Origin of the sequence: Kaistella palustris DSM 21579, assembly GCF_000422265.1 — a bacterium.
Taxonomy (GTDB): domain Bacteria; phylum Bacteroidota; class Bacteroidia; order Flavobacteriales; family Weeksellaceae; genus Kaistella; species Kaistella palustris.
Map to the genome: position 1 here is coordinate 324,725 of NZ_KE383813.1, position 20,710 is coordinate 345,434.

Here is a 20,710-nt window from a genome sequence, read left to right on the forward strand (position 1 = left end):
GTTATTTCTTTAATCTCATCTCGAGATATTTACTGGAAAATCCGAGTTTTTCATACAGGAATTTCGCAGGATTATCGGGTTCGCAGTGCAGCGCAATATCGCCGTCTGTATTTTCAATGGCGGTTTGCATGAGTTTCTTTCCCACGCCTTTTCCGCGGAGTTCTTTATCGGTCGCAATATAAACCAGAATATTTTCCGGGATATAGCCTTCCATACCTGTTTTATTCAGAATGACAGCGCCTGCAAGCTTCTGGGTTGCAGTGTCTGTTGCAGTGATCACAAGACCTCCAGGTTTTTGGTCTTTACCAAAGGCATAGTCCAGACATTTCTGGATATGCTCTTCGGGATCACCGTATTGCTCCAGATTTTCGAAGAGAAAATGACCGATTTCCTTTTGAATGTATGCTGAAGCAGGTTCATGATGAGAGTAAGTTTTGATTGTAATCATATAAAATATTTTATCCGGGAACAGGTAAAGTTACATCATAACCTGTGAGGCGTTCTGTGTTATTTTTAATTTTTTTGAGTTTAGATTTTACGATAAACAGTGGAATATCCGTCCGGTTGATCATTTTCTTAAAGAAATTTTCGGCCATAAAGGATTTCCACGAATCTTCGTCCTGGTCCGCCAGCATAATAATATCGCTGTTTTTGGATTTAGCGGCTTCCGCGATCAAATCTGCACTATCGCGCGAAAACTTAAATTCTGAAATAAAATCCGCAGATTTTATGGCAAGATTTTTTTTCATTTCTATATAAGCCTGGCGCACCATGGCGTTGCTTTGCGGATTGCCCACACCCAACAGGTTGATGTCACCATTATTCTTCCGCGCCAGTAAAACCGATAAATCTGCTTTCTGATGTAACTCGTGCTTTACACGTACGGGAAAAAGAATTTTCTCAAAAGTTGTTTTTTGGAATTTTTCTGGAATAAGCAGAACGGAGCAGTTTGCGTGCAGAAGCGCATTATATGAAGTGGAACCTAAGATGAAATGTTTCATTTTCTGTTTGCCGCTGGTTCCCATTACTACAACATCTACATTATCGCTTACAATAAAATCATTGATGGTGTCGACGATGTTTTGCGTACTGATCTGCACCTGGGCAGCAAGATTATATTTTGACTTTAATTTGGTTTGAAGTGCCTCAAGCTTGCGGGTTGTATTATCGATATTTTGCTGTAATGTCTGCGAACCAATGAGTTGCTTGCCGCCGTGATCGATCATGTAGTACGCATTGATCACGTGCGTAACAATTAGTTTTGCATTGTGTCGCTGAGCCATTTTAGCAGCAACTTGCAGCGCGTTTCCTGACCGGTTTTTAAAGTCGGTAGGAACAAGTATGATTTTTATTTCGGATTTCATCTGCATTGTTTTTCTGTTTCACAAAATTTCTCACGGCAAAGTTACGCCTCCACTAAAAGATTTGATGTTAATAAAAACGCACATAGTGGTACGTATTACCGATTATATCGAGTGATTTGGTACAATTAGAAACTTTCCTGAAATAAAAAGGTAGTTAATAAAAAAATATACTTGATGGCGACTATGCGCTTTTCTGTTTCAAATTTTGGAATGAATTTCAGAAAAAACAAGCGCAAATGAAAATCGTCCGCGCATTAAGTTTCTAATAATTTCTAATGAAAATCTGCTCAGTTTTCATGGTTTGTATCAGGTTTCTAAGTTATCAGGCGAAAAATTCCAAGCAGAAATTCACCCCACCAAAAAAATAATTTATAACTTAGTGTGACCTTAAAACTGAATATTATGAAAACAAAACTTAAATCCTACCTTTCGTTCTTTGGGTTGCTTGCGATTATTGGCGCAATAGTAATCGTGACCACGAATTCAACCAAAGTGTACCGTCCGGTCAGCGAATCGCAAAGTGATTTCAAAAACCTGAAAGTTCTGCCCAAAAACATTACCAAAGACAGCCTGATGTTTTTAATGAAAACCTTTAATGCATCTTTAGGCGTTGATTGTGCACACTGCCACGCGCCGCAAAAGGACAATCCTGAAAAGCTGGACTTTGCCTCCGACGCCAAACTTAATAAAGAAATAGCGCGGGGAATGATCCAGATGACCGACGACATCAATTCAAAATATTTTCTGCCTCACATGCCGGATCCAAAACCAAAACAGGTCACACGCGTTTACTGTATCACCTGCCACCGCGGAAACTCTGATCCCGAAAAATATTTACAGGGCGTAAGCAAAATGATCCCGGTTCTGATGCCGCCCCGAAAAGAAAATAAAAAATAGCAGGAAATACGTGCCCATTTTATACTGCGAGCCCTGACCGAGAAATCGTTCGGGGTTTTTTATGCGCTTTTCAAAAATGCGTAATTCAAAATTAAAGAAATTCCAACGCGTGTTTCGGCTGATATATTTCACATACGTTCGGCGCCGGCCACAGTGTTTATGGCTATCTTTGCAAAAACTTTTTCACCAAACTGTGTTTTATTTATATGTCACCAACGCTTTTTAATCCTTTCGACGATCTGATCTTCAACGAACAGTTCTGCTTTCTGACCGGCGAACTTACAACCGAGAAAATGCCGGTTTACCCGAACTGGCTTATGGATCATTTTAAATTCCGCGAAGACCGGATTGAAATGATGGACAAATCAAAATCATACACATACAATGATCTTCAGCTGCCGTGTTCGCCACGTGTTAAAAAAGCTTTTGAAGCGCTGGATGAAACCTTTTACAATGCATACAAAAAAGGATTCCAAGGCATTGAGCAACTTGATGAGCAACAGATTTTCCTGTGGGCAGGCCGAATGGTTTACGGTATGCTGTACTACGAAATGTATTATGAAAGCAACCGAATGATGAGACAGCGCGAAGAGTTTGACCTGTCGCCAATGCTCCGCGAACGTTTTGGAAATTTTCATCTTATGCTGAAGTCAATCGTAGAACCGGTTTCATTTGTAGGCCATAAACCCTGGAGCATCATAGTTTTTCCGTTGAAATATTCGGCGGATATTATCAGTTACCGCGATGATACTGTGAATCTTTTGTTTCAGTTTGGTGTCAATGGTTTTGGCTTTATCGCCTGTTTGCAGGACAACGGCGTCATCGGTGAAAAGGAAAAAGAACTTACTGAAAAAATGAAAGGTCACGTTTTACATCCGCTTCAGTTTGAAGAGTTGTTTGCACGGTTTCACTACGCCGATTATATATTACAATACAAACCGCAATATAAAATTGACTGCACTGAAGAGGGAGTTTCCATCGAAGCGATTCCAATAATGGCTACAGAAGACCGCCCGGTTTTTGCCTTTTGGGATGAAGAGGTTTTTGCGCAACTGCTCACGAACTACTGGTCGGTGTACGGTATTCAACGCGAAGATATCATACAGTTTCAGAAACCGTTCTTAAGTTTTCTGCAGAATCCTTATACCAAGGAGTTCGTAGTTCCGGAAACAATTAATCAGCCTTTCTAGATTCTTTAAAACAAAAAAAGACCCGTTTCCATATTTCCTGTATTTTGAGGGCTTTAGAAAGTTTTAATTTTAATAAGCAATGTTTCAAAATAATCCGTGTAAACAACAAATAAAGACTGTAGCCTCTTTCGATGCGCTTATGGAATGTGAATTCCGCGGAACGCTGAACGCAGTTTGTTGGGAAAGAAATCTCACAGGAGATTTTCTGGAGATCGTTTCAAAACTCGAACTTGAGGAAGATATTACAGAAATTTCCACCGAAGATCTTTTGTCTCTGAAGCTTTCTGAGAAAGGAAATATGGCCCGCAGCTGTATTTTAAACGACCTTGATCTGCTGACAAAGGCAGGTGCCTTGCCATCACTTAATTTACTTAAATGTTATGAGCGCGACGATGTTTTTGATTTTATTTCTACCGATGTATATTCCTTTCATGTAGACCGGTCGCCAGTTGCAACCAGCACTTTTTTATGTACTTACTTTGGTGCGGCAAGCGAAATATTGCCAAACGCCGACGCTTTAAAGAAAGTCTCAATTCCCAAAGTACGTGAGCAGCTCGCAAAAATTTATGATGGCGATGAAGCTGACTTTGAAAAATTCCTTGTAGACAATTATTTTGATCTTCATTACGAAGCCAAATCCGGCAGCCGGCCCATCAATCTTGGTGTGGGAAACCTCTGGAAACTCGCAGTTGATCATCCCGGCCAGAAAAGTTTGCCATGCGTGCACCGCGCACCAATAGAAAAAACCGGTGAACTGCGATTGTTGCTGATCTGCTAATGGCTCATTTTTAATTCTTAATTATTAATTTTTAATTCTTAATTATTAACTCTGGTTATCGATCACTCCTCATTTTCAGAGAATTTTCCGATCACCTTTTTCATGTCAATACCTTTTCCAAGCACCGGCTTGAAGATGTCGCCCTCACTTTTAATCCGTTCCAATGCATTGTGAATGGTGAAATCGCTCATCTTGAGTCCTTTTTTCACTTCGTCCCAATGGAGCGGCATCGATACTGTGGCACCAGGTTTTGGCCGCACCGAATATGCCGCCGCGATCGTCGCATGTGGCCGGTTCTGCAGAAAATCGAGATACATTTTGCCTCCGCGGTTCTTAATTATGCGCTCAATCGAGGTGATCTTCGGTAATTCTTTCTGCACAAGCGTTACGATTACGCGCGCAAATTCTTTGGACTGCTCGTAAGTATATTTATTACCTAGTGGAATATAGATATGAAGTCCCGTGGAACCGCTGGTTTTACAATAAGACGGCACGCCCATACTGTCCAGGAGCTGTTTGGTCACCTGCGCCGTTTCGATCACCTGGTCGAAGGAATTTTGATCCGGATCAAGATCAATAATACAGAAAGTCGGATGGTCCGGTTTTTTCACCGTACTGCTCCATGGATTCATCTCAATACACGCAAGATTGGCCATATACAAGAGTGTGGCTTCATCTTTACCCACAAGATATTTGCGGTCACGCTTATCCGTATCGCTGGTGTAAAGGTAGGTTTCTAACCAGTCGGGCGCTTTGCCTGTCACATCTTTGTAATAAAAACCTTCGCCCTCGATCCCATCGGGAAAACGGTTCATACTTTGTGGCCGGTCCTTTAAATAAGGCAGAATGTACGGAGCCACCTGGTAATAATAATTAATGAAGTCGCGCTTGGTAATTTTTTCGCCGGGCCAGAAGATTTTGTCGAGATTCGTAAATTTCAGTTCGTGGCCGTTGACCTTGCGTACCTGGGTTTTGTCTTTGGGGTTTAAAAGCGTTTTCCGGCCGGCTTTGGTGCGGGATTTTACGGGTTGCTCATCGGCAGCAAGAACATCTTCCACCGGAACTTCTTTTTCGAGTACTACTTTTTTAGCATTTTTATCGGTGCGCATTCCCTGGAAAGACGGGTGGCGCATAATCCCATCGGAAGTGAGTTCGGTAAAACTTACTTCGCAGAGCAGCTCAGGTTTCAGCCAGGTGACTGTTGCGTGCGGTGGATCCGGACGGAAACGCGAAGGTTTATTCACATCGGGTTCTTCTGAGAAAGGTGGTTTTTTTGTAACAAGCGGTGCAAACAGTTCCATCATTTCCTTCTGATCCTTCGCATTGAATCCTGTGCCGACTTTGCCGGTATGGACCAGTTTTTTTCCTTCGTAAACGCCCAACAGCAGGCTGCTGAAGAGTTTGCTGGTTCCTTCATTTTTGGTATATCCTCCGATGACGACTTCCTGTCTTTTGTTGGCTTTGATCTTCAGCCATTCTCTGGTCCTGTTTTTTATATGATAGGTGCTGTCTTTGCGTTTTGCCATGATGCCTTCCAGGTCCATTTTCTTGGCGGCTTTCAAAAACTCAATTCCCGACGTATCAAAAACCTGACTGAGAACTACACTTTCGCTTTCGGGCAATATATTTTCCAGGATGGCTTTCCGCTCCATTAAGGTGAGCGACTTTAAATCATAACCATCGTACCAAAGTATATCAAAAACATAATATACAAGATCACCGTCGGCTTCGCTTCGCCAGTTTTGCAGACCGCCGAAATCCGATTTCCCGCTCGTTCCCACTACAACCACTTCGCCGTCAAGTACCGCATTGAGTTCTGATTTGCTAAGCGCATTGTACACAGGATAAAATTTTTCGTTGAAGCTTTTATCGTTCCGGGACTTCAGCGATACGTCACCATTATTCATAAAAGCCACCGCGCGGTAACCGTCCCATTTCACTTCATATATCCATTCATCGCTTTCGAAAGGTTCAGTGACCAACGTGGCAAGCATGGGATCTACACTGCTATAAAATTTCTGTTTGGGGCATTTTTTCAGTAAAGCATCAATATCCGCTTTTGAATATTGTGGGGCTTCCGACTGTTCTGTTTCACTTTTAGTTTCAGATTTCACCGTTAATTTTTCTTTACGCTTATCCGGATCTTTTTTTGATGATTTTTTTGATGATTTTTGGCCGTACACTTCATCCGGATCAGCTTCCATCTCTTTGATGGTTTTATGGGAAATCACCGATCCATCTTCTTTGGTAATATCTTTTGAGGTTGCAAATTCATCATCGAGTTTCATCAGCAGCCAGCCGTTTTCACCGCGCCCGTGCACTTTAACAAGGGCAAATTCGCCTTTCAGTTTTTGGCCGTTCATTTTAAATTTCAGTTTACCGGCGTGCAACTGATGGAGAAGTTCTTTTTCCTGCTTTTTCAGGGTTTCTTCCGGCAATTCGGCAGGTTCATAAACCCCTTCATCCCACACAATCACTGTACCGCCACCGTACTGGCCTTTCGGAATAATACCTTCAAAAGTCCTGTAGTCGTACGGATGATCTTCTACCATCATCGCCAGACGCTTTACATCGGGATCCATTGAAGGCCCTTTCGGAACTGCCCAACTTTTCAGCACGCCATCCATCTCCAGCCGGAAATCGTAATGCAGATGCGAGGCGTCGTGCTTCTGAACCACAAATCTTAATTCTTTTCCTGAAGGCTTTCCGCCAAAAGGTTCCGGCGTTTTATCTTCTGCTCTTTTCTCACGGTATTTTTCTAATGCCATAACTGATGATTTTAATGAAACGAAAAGTCCTGCCACCATATCCTCAAACCATTGACGGCCGCTTTAGTATCCAAATATTTGCTTACAAAAACTGCACCGAGCGGGGCATTTATTCGCGGTTGGGATATCTAAAGTTATTTTGCCGCACTTTTTCTGGTAATCAATGTTTTTTATTGTTAATGATTTCAGCTAAACTGATGAGCGGGTATTAATATTTAAAGCTTTGCATTCCATCTTTGAAACTTTTCCCGTTCAGGAACCCGACAAAGTCCGCTGCAGATATTTCGCGGTTTTGCTTTCTTTATTTTTGGCAACTGTTTCCGGAATACCTGCTGCAACGATCCTGCCGCCTTCATCGCCGGCGCCCGGTCCGATGTCGATTACCCAGTCGCTGCCGGCGATTACCTGCATATCATGTTCAACTACAACAACAGTATTACCTGCATCAACCAGCTTTTCAAGTTGCAAAACCAACTTTTCCACATCAAAAGGATGCAGACCGGTGGTAGGTTCATCCAGAATAAAAAGTGTATTTCCACGGCTGAGGCGTTGCAGTTCTGTAGCCAGTTTGATCCGTTGTGCCTCACCACCTGAGAGTTCTGTAGCAGGTTGGCCAAGGCGCAGATAGCCTAAACCTACCTCGAGTAAAACAGTTAACGCACGGAAAACTGCTACATCTTCCCGAAAAAATTCCGCGGCTTCTGCCACGGTCATTGCCAGGACATCTGCGATGTTTTTTCCGTTGTAGGTGACTTCCAGCGTTTTTGCATTGTAACGCGACCCGCCACAGACAGGGCACGGCGCGTATACGCTCGGCAGGAAAAGCAATTCCACCATCACAAAACCCTGCCCTTCACAATTCGGGCAACGCCCCTTACCGACATTAAAAGAAAATCTGCCGGCATCGTATTTTCTGCTTTTCGCCAGTTTTGTGGAAGCGAAAATTTTCCGCACGTTATCGAAAAGGCCGGTGTAAGTCGCCAGGTTCGACCTTGGTGTTCGCCCGATGGGCTTTTGATCCACCTGAACCAACCTCTTAATATGTTCGGCACCTTCGGTAATTTCTCCTTGCGGTGCGGGCGTATTTTCCTGAGCCAAAAGGTCCTCGGTTTCAGTTTCTTCAGCCGGTACGTTTCCCAGATGTTCAGCAACCAGATCTACAAGGACCTGGCTTATTAACGTGCTTTTGCCGGAGCCGGAAACACCGGTGACGCTCGTAAGTACACCAAGCGGAAAATCTACGTTAAGGTCCTGAATATTATTATGTGTTACGTGACTTAAACGCAGCCATGCATTCGGTCTGCGCGCCTCCCGTCGGGATAACTCTTTATTATTAAAAAGATGCTCGCGCGTGCGGGAAGCTTTTATCTCTTGTAAACCTGCAGGCGGCCCACTGTACAGAATTTTACCTCCACCTTCTCCCGCAGCCGGACCAACATCCACGATCCAGTCGGCATGGCGAATAACATCGAGCTCGTGCTCTACCACAAAAAGGGAATTCCCTGCCGCCTTTAAACCATCAAGTGCAGTCAGCAAAGCTTCGGTATCAGCAGGATGAAGTCCCGCCGAAGGTTCATCTAAAACATAAACGACACCAAAAAGATTGCTCCGGACCTGTGTGGCAAGGCGAAGTCGCTGGTGCTCGCCAGGCGAAAGTGTAGGTGTAGTCCTGTCAAGCGAGAGATATCCTAAACCGAGTTCCAGTAACACCGAGAGCCGCGCCATAAGATCTTCGGCGATGCGCTGTGCTACAATGACTTTCTCTTCGTGGTTTTTTCCCAGTTTCTTCAGTTCGGGAGCAGTTCCGTTGCTGTATGGCAAAAAAACCGCACTAAGCCTTTTAAGCGGCAGCTGTGACATTTCGGCAATGTCAAATCCCGCAAAGGTGACCGACAGTGATTCCTGCCGCAACCTTTTACCGTGACAGACCGGACATTCGCTGCTGAGCATATATTTTGATACGCGCTTTTTCATCAGCGCACTTTGTGTATGGGCAAAAGTATGAAGTACATATTTCCTGGCACCCGTGAAAGTTCCCATATAACTGGGTTCCATCTTTCTTTTAATGGCTCTTTGTACCTGCTCGCGGTTGAAACCAGCATATACCGGCACCTGAGGTTTTTCGTCGGTAAAGAGGATCCAGTCGCGCTCTTTTTTAGGAAGGTCCTTCCATGGCACATCTACATCGTAACCAAGAGTCGTTAAAATATCGCGGAGGTTCTGCCCCTGCCAGGCGGTGGGCCAGGCTGCTATTGCGCGCTCTCGAATAGTAAGTGAATCATCGGGCACCATGCTTGCCTCCGTCACTTCATAAACCCGCCCTAACCCGTGACAGTGGGGACAGGCTCCTTCGGGTGTGTTTGGAGAGAAAGATTCCGCATACAACAGCGGTTGACCTACGGGATAATTGCCGGCCCGCGAATAAAGCATGCGCAACAAATTCGATAAAGTGGTTACTGAACCTACCGAAGATCTTGTAGTAGAAGAACCACGTTGCTGTTGCAGTGCGACCGCAGGAGGCAGACCTTCAATATCATCCACAAGCGGAATGGGCATCTGATGAAAAAGCCGCCGTGCGTAAGGTGAAACCGATTCCAGATAACGCCGCTGGGCTTCTGCATACAAAGTCCCGAAAGCCAATGATGATTTTCCGGAACCTGAAACGCCGGTAAAAACTACCAGCGCGTCACGTGGAATTTCCAGGCTAACATTTTTCAGGTTGTTTTCGCGTGCGCCTTTAACACGAATAAAACCGTTTGATATCGGGGAATTATAAGTCTTTTTCTGCATGCAGCAAAATGTGCAAAAATGATGCCTTCCATCGCAAACAATGCGGTACGGGAAACAGTAGCAGAAAGCCCTAAAAAGTCATATACATTAATAAATACAGCCTGTGAATATGGAAATTATTAAAGAAAAACAAGGCGATTCTACTTCTTAATCTGAATTCAAAACAGTAGTGATGTTAAAAAAACTTTGATATAAACTTAGGTCCATTAAAAAGTAAACTCAGCAATTTTAATCAATCTAAAGGCCAGTATTTCCTTCTGCAAATTTACCGGAGCGTGATTCTTTTGTTGTCGGCTAATTTTCCTTTCCTATATAATTTTCAATTATTTTTGAACTTTCACCCTGCTCCGCCAGTTCAAGCAGAGTGCGGTTCACATCATAGGTCAGTTTACTTTCTTTCGGAAAAGCAAAACCGTAGCCCTGTTTATAATATTCGGCGGCGGCGATTCTAAAATCTTCTTTTGGGTGATTTTGCAGGTAGTACATTAATTGGGGCCGGTCATAAACCACCGCGTCAACTTGACCATCGTGCAGCATCTCCATAGCTTTGGAAAGATTTTCAGCCGATTTGCGGGTAAGGCCATATTCCCTTAAAAAATCAACCGCGGGCGATCCTGCTACAGTGGCGACTTTTTTACCCTTGAGCTGTTCAATATTCTGCACGTCTACAGACTGAAAATTAGAAAGTGTAAGCACACTCGCTATGCCGGCCACCATCGACGTTGCCGAAATGATGGACACAATCATCCACGTTCCTGCGATGATTCGTCCAAGTAACGTAACGGGCGCTTTGTCGCCATATCCTGTGGTGCTCATGGTCACGATGGCGAGCCACATGCCGGTGCCGATTCCTTTTGCGGGTTCCGCAGGAAACTGTTCCGGAGATTCCTTTCGCTCAGCAAACCACAACAAAGTTCCTACAATGGTGAGGATGACTAAAAAAATGCCGACTGCCAGGAGCAACTTAATACTGAACAGCAGTTTTATCATGCTCCAGACGCTGAACTCTCCCTTTTTATAGGCGATTGCCAAGCTTGACTGGTAAAAAGGCTGCGAAAACCGGAAGTTCTGCAATCTTTGAGAGTTAATGGTGACCGGTCCTGCAACCATATCCACCTCGCCTCTTTTCAGGCCATCGAGTGCGAGATTGACATTGTCATACGTGTGGTAATTATAATTCCAGTTCAGGTCCTGGGCAATAGCATTCCAAAGAGCAGGCGAAATTCCCTGTGGCTGCGGATTTCCTTTCTCCATAATCACGAAGGGCGCAGTTCCTGCGATGCCGACGGTGAGGGTATCTGTTGAGGGCAGTTTCTGTGCTTTGATTAAAGTGGGAAGACAAACGGAAAATATAACAAAACAAAGAATATGGCGCATCGGGAATATTTTAAAATTAACTGCGCCTCAATTTAATAAAAAAATAAAAACCGCCCGTAAGTGCAAAAAGTCACAAATAAAAAATCCCCAAACCTTTCGGTTGGGGATATTAGCGGAGGAATAGGGATTCGAACCCCAGGACCTGTTACAGTCAACAGTTTTCAAGACTGCCGCAATCGACCACTCTGCCATTCCTCCTTAGAAAAATGATCTCTCATTTTTCAGTGGTGCAAATATAAAAAGCTTTTCTACACTGACCAAATAATATTTGCAAAAATAATTTAACCGCTTCACAATCAGCCGTAAATTAATTCTTTGCCATCTGCAAACCCACATAAACCGCCGCAAAACCTACAATAATGCTTAGAAATACGTACAAAAACAGCATGCCGTAATTGCCGGCCTGCCATAGCGAAAGGTTTTCTGCAGAAAATGTTGAAAAGGTGGTAAAACCGCCACAAAATCCGGTGATCAAAAGAAAGCGAAAATAATTATCGGCCCGAAGATAATAAGATGTTAACCATCCGATCAGGAAACAACCTATAATATTCACCACAAAAGTTCCCAGCGGGAAATTTTGAACATTCGCCAACTTCTGGGTATAATTGGAGACCAGGAAACGCAGAACGCTGCCCGCACCACCGCCCAGAAATATGTAGAACAGATTTTTTATCATTAAAAACTGTAAATTCTGTTATTAATTTTCAAGGGAATATCAGAAATATTTAGGTTGTCAAAAATGTTTTATTAAACATTGAACATTCAAAATATATTTTAAACTAATCCAGTTCCGCCAGATATTTCTCTGCATCCATGGCAGCCATACAGCCACTCCCCGCTGCAGTAATCGCCTGTCTGTAAATATGATCCTGCACGTCGCCGGCGGCAAATACGCCCGGAAGATTGGTGCGCGTGGTACCGGGTTCGGTCACAATATAGCCGTTTTCATCCAGCGTGATCTGACCTTTAAAAATATCCGTGTTGGGCTTATGTCCAATGGCGATAAAAATTCCGTGAACAGCGATGGTAGACTTTTCCTGCGTAAGGTTATTAATAACAACCGCTCTCTCAACCAACGAATTTTCGCCTTCAATACCGATCAGTTCGTGATTGAATCTCACTTCAATATTCGGCGTGGTGTTTACGCGGTGCATCATTGCTTTCGAAGCGCGGAAGTGATCTTTCCGTACAAGAAGTGTTACTTTATTGGTGAGTTTCGCGAGATAAGTTGCCTCCTCTGCCGCGGTATCACCGGCTCCTACCACAACCACGTCTTTCCCTTTATAGAAAAAACCGTCGCAGGTCGCACATGCCGACACGCCTCCACCGGAATATTTTTTCTCATCATCCAACCCTAAATACTTGGCAGTTGCGCCGGTTGAAATAATGACAGATTTAGCTAAAATTTCTTTATTACCCGCCCAGAGCTTGTGCACACCGCCTACTTCCTGCGAAAACTCAGCTTTGGTGATCATTTCATAAAGTACTTTGGTCTCGAAACGTTCAGCCTGTTTTTGCAGGTCCATCATCATTTCCGGCCCGGTGATTCCTTCCGGATAACCGGGAAAATTATCGACTTCTGTAGTCGTAGTCAACTGTCCGCCGGGTTCAAGGCCCGTATAAAGTACAGGTTTCAGATCCGCACGGGCAGCGTAAATTGCCGCCGTAAAGCCAGACGGTCCCGAACCCACGATCACACATTCTAAAATATTTTCTTCCATTAAATAAGGTTGAGGTTGATTTTCAGTTTAAGGCCTCAAAAATCGGGATTTATTTTAAGGTGGCGAAGTTTTGGCCGATTAAATTTGTCAATCGCGGTATTTCGGAAATTTACTGCAATTTGTTTTTTTGACAATTACTTCTTAAAACCTCTACAGCTTCACCTTATATTGATCCACGTGCAGGATTTTATATACCATTTCTTTCAGCAGTTCACCATCAGACATATTCACCGCGCCAAGTCCTTTCTTTTTCAGGTCCATTTCGCGCAGTATAGAAATGATTCTGGTCGCATGTTTGAGCGAATATTTTCTGACAGCTGCGGCAGCATCAATATTCTGATAATAGTTTAGCCCCAGTTCCTGCTGAATCAGCTGCGGATTTTTACCCGCCATCGTATGATACATGATCAGATTTGAAAAAAAGCTGTAGAAATTCCCCATGATCATTTCAAAAGGATTCTGTTTGGGATTTTTACCTAAATAATATGCTACACGGAAAGCATTTTCCGCATCTTTTCTGGCCACAGCTTTGGTAAGTTCGAAAATATTGAAGTCCTTGCTGATCCCGATATGCATTTCGATCATTTTTTCGTCAAGGAGTTCACCATCTTTCAGGATGATCTTCAGTTTTTGAAGTTCATTGGAAATACGGGAAAGATCGGAGCCCAGATATTGCGACAGTAAGGTAGAAATATGGGGTTTACTTTGCAGACCGAGGCGCTTCAACTCTTTATCGATCCAGGGTGCGATTGCATTTTCTTTGATTTTCTCCGTCAGGAAAAGCATTTTGTTTTTAAAAAGTGTTTTTGCGAAACTCTTGCGCGAATCAATTTTCTTATACTTGTGCGCGATGACCAAAAGCGTAGATTCTACAGGATTTTCCGCGTAAACCTTCAAAGCTTCTGCTTCTTTTTCAGTGAGTTTTATTTCCTGCGCTTCCTTTAAAATAATGACCTGCATGTCGCCCATCATGGGGAACTGCCGCGCAAGGGAAAGAACTTCACTGTAGGTCGTATCTTTCCCGTAAACCATAGTTTGATTAAATGCTTTCTCATCTTCAGACAGATAGTCATTTTCAAAAGACTTTAAAGCAACATCCATAAAATACGGTTCTTCACCATGAAAAAAATAAATAGGTAAAAGCTCTTTATTTTTAATATTTTTGAGGATTAAATCTAATTCTTTCATAAATGCAGCTTCCGAAACTTAATTTTGAGGACCGGTTTGATTTCCAAATCAGGAGAGACAAAGATAAGTTTTTTATTTATGACCTGGTCCGCAAAGCGTGGCTGCAACTCACGCCCGAAGAATGGGTAAGGCAGCACTGGGTACACTTTTACCACATCAAACAGGGCCGCAATCTTTCGTCACTTATCCTCGAAAAAAAACTGATCCTGAACGGAACCACGAAACGCATCGATCTCATTGTCACCGAAAAAACTGTGCCTGTAATTCTGGTCGAATGCAAAGCGCCACACATAAAGCTCAGCGAAAAAACCTTTGAGCAGACCGCGCGGTATAACTCTGTGTTGGGTGCAGGAGAAATAATTCTGAGCAACGGTTTGCAGCATATTTTTGCGAAGTTTAACGGGGAGCAATATGCTTTTTTACCTTTTGAAGCGTAATTTTGCGGCATGATAAAAAACGAAGGCTCTATCATTTCGGTTTTACCTCTGCTTTGTTTTGTGGGTGTTTTTCTGGGTTTTGGGATTTATACCGCTGATTTCTATGCACTACCCTCGCCGATTGCCGCACTGATCGGAATTGTATCTGCATTTGTATTTTTAAAAGGTTCCATTAACCAGAAGACCGACACTTTCCTTAAAGGTTGTGGTGACGGTAAAATACTGACTATGTGCATCATATACCTTCTCGCAGGAGCCTTCGCCACAGTCTCTAAAGCGACGGGAAGTGTAGATACCATTGTAAATTTAGGTCTGAATTATATTTCTGCCGCGTATTTCCCCGTGGGCGTTTTTGTAATTGCCTCTTTCCTTTCTTTTGCGTCGGGAACTTCCGTGGGTTCTATTGTAACTTTGGGACCGATCGTGATAGACCTGGCAGAAAAAAGTGGTTCGCCGCTCGGATTAATGGGCGCTGCTTTGCTGTCCGGCGCTATGTTTGGCGACAACCTTTCGGTCATTTCCGATACTACAATTGCAGCAACGCAAAGTTTGGGCTGCGAGATGAAGGATAAGTTTAAAGCCAATTTCCGCCTCGCTTTACCCGCGGCACTTATTGCTGTCATCATTTTACTTTATATCGGTTTTACGGCGGATACATCTGCCGTGGTTCCTGAAAAAAATGAATTCAACCTTCTGCTGATTCTTCCCTATTTACTCGTTATCGCACTTTCTATTATTGGGATTAATGTTTTTATAGTGCTGTTTTCGGGCTTACTTTTTGCCGGGATTTTGGGTGTTGCTACGGGAACTTTTGGCCTGATGGATTTTGCACTTAACACTTATGAAGGTTTTACTGAGATGACGGAAATATTTCTGCTCTCACTTCTCACAGGGGGTTTGGCGGCATTAGTAGAAAAAGCCGGCGGCATCAGTTTTCTGTTAAGGAACATCAGTAAAGTCATTAAATCAAAAAGATCTGCCTTACTTGGCATTGGTGGATTGGTGACGGTGGCCAACTTTTGTGTGGCAAACAATACAATTGCAATATTGATATCCGGCAAAGTCGCGAGAGAGATTACCCACAAGTATAGTTTAAAACCCCAGGAAAGCGCTTCTATACTTGATATTTTTGCGTGTTACGTGCAGGGAATTATTCCGTACGGCGCGCAGATCCTGCTTTTAATTTCGCTGAGTCACTTCAAAATCGGTTATGTCGATCTGGTGCAGAATGCATTTTATCTGCATCTTCTGTTAGCCGTGACGCTGATCTCCTTGTTATTTGGTAAAAAAGCGCGGGCAAATACTGTTAATAACAATTAAATGGCAATAAAAAATATTATTTTCGATTTTGGCGGTGTAGTGATGGATTGGAATCCGCGTTACTTCTATAAAGATTATTTTAAGAATGATGAAAAGATGGAATATTTTCTCGGAAATATCGCCACCGATGAATGGAATGCGGAACAGGACCGCGGCAGAAGTCTCGCCGAAGGTACAGAAATTCAAATAGCGAAGCACCCGGAATGGGAAAACGAGATCCGTGCATATTATGACAACTGGACAGCCATGCTGAAAACTGATATTCCGCATAATGTAAAAGTCCTGCGTAAGCTCGAAAACTCGGGTTACCAACTTTTCGGTCTGACGAACTGGTCGGCGGAAACTTTTCCACATGCGCTCAGCAATTACGACTTTTTTAAAATCTTTAAAGGAAAGATTGTGGTTTCAGGCACCGAAAAGCTCATTAAGCCAAACCGCGAAATTTGGGAACTGCTTTTGACCCGATATCAAATAAAAGCCGAAGAATCTGTTTTTATCGATGACAACCAAAAGAATATTGAAACTGCGGAAAAACTGGGATTTATCTGCATTCACATAAAAGAAAACACTGATCTAGGAACTGAACTAAAGAATCTTGGAATAGAATTTTAGTCGGCACGCAAGATTCAGGAGAACGTAGATTTCCTGATCGTTAAAGTAAAGGAAAACCAGAAAAACGGGCTTACTCTTCCCTGTTCACCAGATCCATTGAAAAAGCCGGCAGACAAATGGCCATATAATCGCAGGGTTCTGCAAATGGATTGCTGTAGCGCACCCGGGCACCTTTTTGGATGAGAATGCTTTGACCGGTTTCTAAAACGACGGTTTCGCCATCGATCTCAAACTGTTTTTTTCCCTTAATGATATACGTAAATTCATCGAAGTCGGGCGTCTGAAAAGGTTCGCTCCAGTTCGGCAGCGCCACCATGTGTGCAATTGAAATCTGTGAGTTTCCGGTAGAATTTCCCCAGATCTCCTCAATGAGTTTCCCGTCGGTTGTAGGTACGGTGAACGGTGATTTTTGAATTTTATATTTTGGCATAACTGAATTTTTAGCGGTAAATCAAAATTACAAATTTAATCACGGCTGAAAAACAAAGCACGGTGGATGAATATCATTTGGAAAATCTATGAACTTAAGGCCAAATATCCTGCGTTTTATCTGTAAATTTAACCTTTAAACAACACGATTATGATCCGAAATCTTTTAGTCACAGCAACTCTTATGGGCACAAGCAATTTATTCAGCCAAAAACTTACACCAGTTTCTTATAATGAAGGTGCCCAGAAACTCAACGGTCTCGTCACTTCCAACGCGGGACAAAAACTTCCCGGCGTACTGATCCTGCCTGCATGGAAAGGTATTGACACTGAAGCAAGAACTGCAGCAGCAAACCTGCAGGAAGCCGGCTACATTGCTTTTATTGCCGACATTTACGGCGAAGGTAATATTCCTGCGGACAATGCTTCAGCGGCCAAACTGGCGGGATATTATAAAGAAAACTATGAGGCCTACCAGAAAAGAATCGCCTTGGCACTGGAGCAGCTTAAAAAGAGCGGCGCTAATCCACAGAAAATCGCAGTAATCGGCTATTGTTTTGGCGGAACCGGCGCTCTCGAAACTGCTCGCGCAAACATGTCGGTGGCGGGAATTATTTCCATTCATGGCGGATTGGCGAAAGATCAGGGCCGGAAAAACACAGGTATTAAAACAAAAGTACTGGTAGAAAATCCAGCCGATGACGAAAGTGTAACCGCTGCTGATTATTCCAATCTCGTCACCGAGTTGAAAGAAGGAAAAACGGACTGGCAAATTATAACGTATGCCAACTCAAAACATACTTTTACCAACCCCGAATCGCCGGATTATAATGAGGTAATGGCGAAAAGAGCCTGGAATCATACGCTGATGTTTTTGAAGGAGGTCTTGAAATAATTCTTCTCTTGTTCTTTTGTCCTGAAATAAAGAACCAATCCGCCGCCTCGGACAAGGTTGGAAACTCCGGCTTAAAATAATAATGTAATTCTAACATCCCCCAAAACCCGCGCGATATTTAAACTGCTCATCGGTTATAAATTGTGACGCGCTCAAACAGTGGGAATTTCTTTACGAATTACATTAGTACTTTCTTAACGCCTACGCTTCCTATGCCAGGTGTTATTGCAAATTCTTGGTTAGATCTTTTTAGGAAAATAAAAAAAATAGATCCTTTTCAATACTGAAAAGGATTTCTTTTATATAGTAAATGATTTGATTTAAAACTTCATTTCAGGAATTTCTCCTTCGATGATCAGGTCTGCTTCCGTAGCTTTTACAATTTGGTCTACAGAAACGCCAGGCGCCCGTTCCAAAAGTTTAAAACCTTGAGGCGTAACTTCAAGAACTGCCATTTCGGTCACTACTTTTTTCACGCAGCCTACACCTGTTAAGGGCAAAGTACATTGTTTAAGGATTTTACTTTCACCCGCTTTATTTACGTGCATCATGGCGACGATAATATTTTCGGCGGAAGCTACAAGGTCCATGGCGCCGCCCATTCCCTTTACCATTTTACCCGGAATTTTCCAGTTGGCAATATCGCCGTTTTCCGAAACTTCCATTGCTCCCAGAATGGTGAGATCAACTTTTTTACTTCTGATCATACCAAAACTGAAAGCAGAATCAAAAAATGAAGCACCGGGAAGAGTTGTAATGGTTTGTTTTCCGGCGTTGATTAAATCCGGATCTTCTTCACCTTCGAAAGGAAAAGGTCCCATCCCCAATACGCCATTTTCACTTTGAAATTCTACACTGAGATCAGGCGACACGAAATTGGCCACAAGTGTGGGAATCCCGATGCCGAGGTTCACATAGTAGCCGTCTTTTACTTCTTTCGATATTCTTTGGGCAATCTGTTCTTTTGTAAGCATAGGTAAAAGTTATCCTGCAATTTAAATAAATTTCACTTCATATAAAAATACGTTTCGGGCAAATTAAATTCAAAAGTCATAAGTATTATATGAGTATTTTTGCGTCCTATTTTGCTATTTATGAAAACTCTGCTGCAATATTTAAAACCGCACAAATGGCTGCTTATTCTTTCGCTGCTCCTGGCAACGGTAAACCAGGTATTTTCTTTGTTTGGTCCCGCGATTACCGGAAATATCCTGGATCAGCTGGTGACGCATCCGAATTTTTTCGATAAAGAAAAAATGCTGCCCAGAAACCTGAGTGAGTATTTTTACGGTTCGGGCACGTATCACGGCGTTTTTTATTTTTTAGGATTACTGATCGGAACGGCAATGGTGAGCAGGATTGCAAAGGCTTTTCAGGATTATGTGGTAAATGTCATCACCCAGAAATTTGGCGCACATATTTTCACGGATGGTCTACAACATTCGATGGCGCTTCCCTACCAGGATTTTGAAGATCAGCGCAGTGGCGAAACCCTCTCGATCCTGACGAAGGTCCGCGAGGATTCTGTAAAATTCATCACCAACTTTATCAACATATTTTTCGGTATTCTGGTCAGCATCATTTTCGTGTCGGTTTATGCCATACAGCTGCACTGGTCGATCATGCCGGTATATGTGGTGGGAATTCTCATCATTTCCTTCATCACCAATTTTTTAAGTAAAAGGATCAAATCCATCCAGAAAACCATCGTTGCAGAAACGAATACACTGGCCGGAAGCACGACTGAAAGTCTAAGGAATATAGAAATTGTAAAAAGTCTTGGCCTCACGAAGCAGGAAGTTAAGCGCCTGAACAGCAACACTTATAAGATCCTGGGACTGGAACTTCGCAAGGTCAAAAGCATACGCTCGCTGAGCTTTATCCAGGGAACGATGGTGAATTTCCTGCAGCAGATGATCACTTTCACGCTGCTTTTCCTGATTTTTAAAAATATCGTAACTCCGGGCCAGTATTTATCGCTGATGTTTTATGGTTTCTTTATCTTCGGCCCGATGCAGGAAATCGGTAATATCATTATTTCATACCGTGAGGCGCAGGCATCGCTGCATAATTTTGATACGCTGATGAAAAAACCTGCGGAGGAGAAACCCCAACATCCAAAAAAAATTGGGGCAATAGAGAAACTGGAATTCCAGCATGTTTCATTTCAGCACCAGTCTGCGTCTTATAAAGCCCTGAATGATATTTCCTTTAAAGTAAAAAATGGCGAAACCATTGCTTTTGTCGGCCCGAGCGGTGCGGGGAAAAGTACACTGGTGAAACTTCTTGTTGGCCTCTACCGCCCACAGAGCGGCCAAATTTTCTATAACAGCATCAATGGGAATGCGTTTGATTTTGAAGAACTGCGGAACCAGATCGGTTTTGTCACGCAGGATACGCAACTTTTCGCGGGCAGCATCAAAGAAAATCTCCTGTTCGTAAATCCCGGCGCAACAGAAAATGATGTAGATATTGCTTTAAAAAAATCAAGCGCGACTTCTTTGATCGCGAGAGCTGAAAAAGGCATTGATACCGTAATTGGCGAAGGTGGATTTAAGCTGAGCGGTGGCGAAAAACAGAGAATCGCCATTGCAAGGGCGTTATTAAGAAAACCTCATTTACTTATTTTTGATGAAGCAACTTCGGCGTTAGACAGCATTACTGAAGAAGAAATTACGTCGACGATCAAGGAAGTTTCGAAAGAAAAAGAGCAGATCACGGTTTTAATCGCGCACCGCTTGAGCACGATCATGCACGCAGACCGAATTTACGTACTTGAAAAAGGGAAAGTTGTAGAGACCGGTTCGCATGCGGATCTGTTGCTCGAAAAAGGTTTATACTATGCCATGTGGCGCCAACAAATTGGAGAAAGGAAATCGTAAGGATCTGGATATTCAGGTTTTAATGATTTCATTTACGCTATACTATATTTAAACCATAAATT

General features: G+C 43.0%; 18 protein-coding genes and 1 tRNA gene. 8 read left to right on the forward strand and 11 right to left on the reverse strand.

What is annotated here, in order from left to right:
- Position 1 precedes the first annotated feature (1 nt).
- A complete protein-coding gene (locus tag H562_RS0114120) occupies positions 2–448 on the reverse strand; it encodes a GNAT family N-acetyltransferase (RefSeq protein ID WP_027378089.1) in 447 nt (148 codons plus the stop codon).
- A gap of 10 nt (positions 449–458) precedes the next feature.
- Complete coding sequence (locus H562_RS0114125; protein WP_027378090.1) at positions 459–1,364, reverse strand: universal stress protein; 906 nt, start codon at positions 1,362–1,364, stop codon at positions 459–461.
- Between the two features lie 402 nt (positions 1,365–1,766).
- Here H562_RS0114125 and H562_RS15260 point away from each other — a divergent pair, with 402 nt between their 5' ends.
- From H562_RS15260 to H562_RS0114150, 3 genes are all read left to right on the forward strand, one after another.
- Positions 1,767–2,261 carry a c-type cytochrome gene (locus H562_RS15260; protein WP_034691218.1) on the forward strand — a complete coding sequence of 165 codons (495 nt, stop codon included), beginning with the start codon at positions 1,767–1,769 and terminating at the stop codon, positions 2,259–2,261.
- Between the two features lie 206 nt (positions 2,262–2,467).
- Positions 2,468–3,451 carry a hypothetical protein gene (locus H562_RS0114145; RefSeq protein WP_027378091.1) on the forward strand — a complete coding sequence of 328 codons (984 nt, stop codon included), beginning with the start codon at positions 2,468–2,470 and terminating at the stop codon, positions 3,449–3,451.
- A gap of 79 nt (positions 3,452–3,530) precedes the next feature.
- On the forward strand, positions 3,531–4,229 hold the full coding sequence (locus H562_RS0114150) for a DUF1826 domain-containing protein (RefSeq protein ID WP_027378092.1): 699 nt from the start codon (positions 3,531–3,533) through the stop codon (positions 4,227–4,229).
- A gap of 62 nt (positions 4,230–4,291) precedes the next feature.
- Here H562_RS0114150 and ligD read toward each other — a convergent pair whose 3' ends face one another.
- The 7 genes from ligD to holA form a co-directional block, all read right to left on the reverse strand.
- Positions 4,292–6,997, reverse strand: coding sequence for a DNA ligase D (ligD, locus tag H562_RS0114155; RefSeq protein ID WP_027378093.1), 2,706 nt, complete (start codon positions 6,995–6,997; stop codon positions 4,292–4,294).
- A 252-nt stretch (positions 6,998–7,249) separates the two neighbouring features.
- Entirely contained in the window at positions 7,250–9,787 is a 2,538-nt protein-coding gene (gene uvrA / locus H562_RS0114160; RefSeq protein WP_051190526.1) for an excinuclease ABC subunit UvrA, read from the reverse strand.
- Positions 9,788–10,081: 294 nt separating this feature from the next.
- Positions 10,082–11,164, reverse strand: a complete 1,083-nt coding sequence (locus tag H562_RS0114165) for a transporter substrate-binding domain-containing protein (protein WP_034691219.1) — start codon at positions 11,162–11,164, stop codon at positions 10,082–10,084.
- A 113-nt stretch (positions 11,165–11,277) separates the two neighbouring features.
- Positions 11,278–11,362, reverse strand: a tRNA-Ser gene (locus H562_RS0114170).
- Positions 11,363–11,471: 109 nt separating this feature from the next.
- Positions 11,472–11,840 carry a fluoride efflux transporter CrcB gene (gene crcB, locus H562_RS0114175; protein ID WP_034691220.1) on the reverse strand — a complete coding sequence of 123 codons (369 nt, stop codon included), beginning with the start codon at positions 11,838–11,840 and terminating at the stop codon, positions 11,472–11,474.
- A gap of 103 nt (positions 11,841–11,943) precedes the next feature.
- Positions 11,944–12,885 (reverse strand): thioredoxin-disulfide reductase, encoded by a 942-nt coding sequence (gene trxB, locus H562_RS0114180; RefSeq protein WP_027378097.1) that lies wholly within the window; start codon positions 12,883–12,885, stop codon positions 11,944–11,946.
- Positions 12,886–13,035: 150 nt separating this feature from the next.
- A complete protein-coding gene (gene holA / locus H562_RS0114185) occupies positions 13,036–14,073 on the reverse strand; it encodes a DNA polymerase III subunit delta (protein ID WP_027378098.1) in 1,038 nt (345 codons plus the stop codon).
- Between the two features lie 2 nt (positions 14,074–14,075).
- On the opposite strand from holA, the gene H562_RS0114190 reads away from it, so the two are divergent.
- From H562_RS0114190 to H562_RS0114200, 3 genes are read left to right on the forward strand one after another with little or no spacing between them, the layout of a single operon-like run.
- Positions 14,076–14,510 carry a type I restriction enzyme HsdR N-terminal domain-containing protein gene (locus tag H562_RS0114190; RefSeq protein ID WP_027378099.1) on the forward strand — a complete coding sequence of 145 codons (435 nt, stop codon included), beginning with the start codon at positions 14,076–14,078 and terminating at the stop codon, positions 14,508–14,510.
- A gap of 9 nt (positions 14,511–14,519) precedes the next feature.
- Positions 14,520–15,830 (forward strand): Na+/H+ antiporter NhaC family protein, encoded by a 1,311-nt coding sequence (locus tag H562_RS0114195; RefSeq protein ID WP_027378100.1) that lies wholly within the window; start codon positions 14,520–14,522, stop codon positions 15,828–15,830.
- A complete protein-coding gene (locus tag H562_RS0114200; RefSeq protein WP_027378101.1) occupies positions 15,831–16,442 on the forward strand; it encodes an HAD family hydrolase in 612 nt (203 codons plus the stop codon).
- A 70-nt stretch (positions 16,443–16,512) separates the two neighbouring features.
- Here H562_RS0114200 and H562_RS0114205 read toward each other — a convergent pair whose 3' ends face one another.
- Positions 16,513–16,872, reverse strand: a complete 360-nt coding sequence (locus H562_RS0114205; protein ID WP_027378102.1) for a cupin domain-containing protein — start codon at positions 16,870–16,872, stop codon at positions 16,513–16,515.
- Between the two features lie 150 nt (positions 16,873–17,022).
- Here H562_RS0114205 and H562_RS0114210 point away from each other — a divergent pair, with 150 nt between their 5' ends.
- The gene (locus H562_RS0114210) at positions 17,023–17,766 is read left to right on the forward strand and encodes a dienelactone hydrolase family protein (RefSeq protein ID WP_084466383.1); all 744 of its coding nucleotides are present in this window, start codon (positions 17,023–17,025) and stop codon (positions 17,764–17,766) included.
- A gap of 320 nt (positions 17,767–18,086) precedes the next feature.
- Here H562_RS0114210 and H562_RS0114215 read toward each other — a convergent pair whose 3' ends face one another.
- The gene (locus tag H562_RS0114215) at positions 18,087–18,740 is read right to left on the reverse strand and encodes a CoA transferase subunit B (protein ID WP_027378104.1); all 654 of its coding nucleotides are present in this window, start codon (positions 18,738–18,740) and stop codon (positions 18,087–18,089) included.
- A 120-nt stretch (positions 18,741–18,860) separates the two neighbouring features.
- On the opposite strand from H562_RS0114215, the gene H562_RS0114220 reads away from it, so the two are divergent.
- Positions 18,861–20,648 (forward strand): ABC transporter ATP-binding protein, encoded by a 1,788-nt coding sequence (locus tag H562_RS0114220; RefSeq protein ID WP_027378105.1) that lies wholly within the window; start codon positions 18,861–18,863, stop codon positions 20,646–20,648.
- Positions 20,649–20,710 lie beyond the last annotated feature (62 nt).

Excerpts from the sequence above, each read along its gene's own strand:
- H562_RS0114120 (WP_027378089.1), bottom strand. The coding sequence starts at position 448 with ATGATTACAATCAAAACTTACTCTCATCATGAACCTGCTTCAGCATAC.
- H562_RS0114125 (WP_027378090.1), bottom strand. The coding sequence starts at position 1,364 with ATGAAATCCGAAATAAAAATCATACTTGTTCCTACCGACTTTAAAAAC.
- H562_RS15260 (WP_034691218.1), top strand. The coding sequence starts at position 1,767 with ATGAAAACAAAACTTAAATCCTACCTTTCGTTCTTTGGGTTGCTTGCG.
- H562_RS0114145 (WP_027378091.1), top strand. The coding sequence starts at position 2,468 with ATGTCACCAACGCTTTTTAATCCTTTCGACGATCTGATCTTCAACGAA.
- H562_RS0114150 (WP_027378092.1), top strand. The coding sequence starts at position 3,531 with ATGTTTCAAAATAATCCGTGTAAACAACAAATAAAGACTGTAGCCTCT.
- ligD (WP_027378093.1), bottom strand. The coding sequence starts at position 6,997 with ATGGCATTAGAAAAATACCGTGAGAAAAGAGCAGAAGATAAAACGCCG.
- uvrA (WP_051190526.1), bottom strand. The coding sequence starts at position 9,787 with ATGCAGAAAAAGACTTATAATTCCCCGATATCAAACGGTTTTATTCGT.
- H562_RS0114165 (WP_034691219.1), bottom strand. The coding sequence starts at position 11,164 with ATGCGCCATATTCTTTGTTTTGTTATATTTTCCGTTTGTCTTCCCACT.
- crcB (WP_034691220.1), bottom strand. The coding sequence starts at position 11,840 with ATGATAAAAAATCTGTTCTACATATTTCTGGGCGGTGGTGCGGGCAGC.
- trxB (WP_027378097.1), bottom strand. The coding sequence starts at position 12,885 with ATGGAAGAAAATATTTTAGAATGTGTGATCGTGGGTTCGGGACCGTCT.
- holA (WP_027378098.1), bottom strand. The coding sequence starts at position 14,073 with ATGAAAGAATTAGATTTAATCCTCAAAAATATTAAAAATAAAGAGCTT.
- H562_RS0114190 (WP_027378099.1), top strand. The coding sequence starts at position 14,076 with ATGCAGCTTCCGAAACTTAATTTTGAGGACCGGTTTGATTTCCAAATC.
- H562_RS0114195 (WP_027378100.1), top strand. The coding sequence starts at position 14,520 with ATGATAAAAAACGAAGGCTCTATCATTTCGGTTTTACCTCTGCTTTGT.
- H562_RS0114200 (WP_027378101.1), top strand. The coding sequence starts at position 15,831 with ATGGCAATAAAAAATATTATTTTCGATTTTGGCGGTGTAGTGATGGAT.
- H562_RS0114205 (WP_027378102.1), bottom strand. The coding sequence starts at position 16,872 with ATGCCAAAATATAAAATTCAAAAATCACCGTTCACCGTACCTACAACC.
- H562_RS0114210 (WP_084466383.1), top strand. The coding sequence starts at position 17,023 with ATGATCCGAAATCTTTTAGTCACAGCAACTCTTATGGGCACAAGCAAT.
- H562_RS0114215 (WP_027378104.1), bottom strand. The coding sequence starts at position 18,740 with ATGCTTACAAAAGAACAGATTGCCCAAAGAATATCGAAAGAAGTAAAA.
- H562_RS0114220 (WP_027378105.1), top strand. The coding sequence starts at position 18,861 with ATGAAAACTCTGCTGCAATATTTAAAACCGCACAAATGGCTGCTTATT.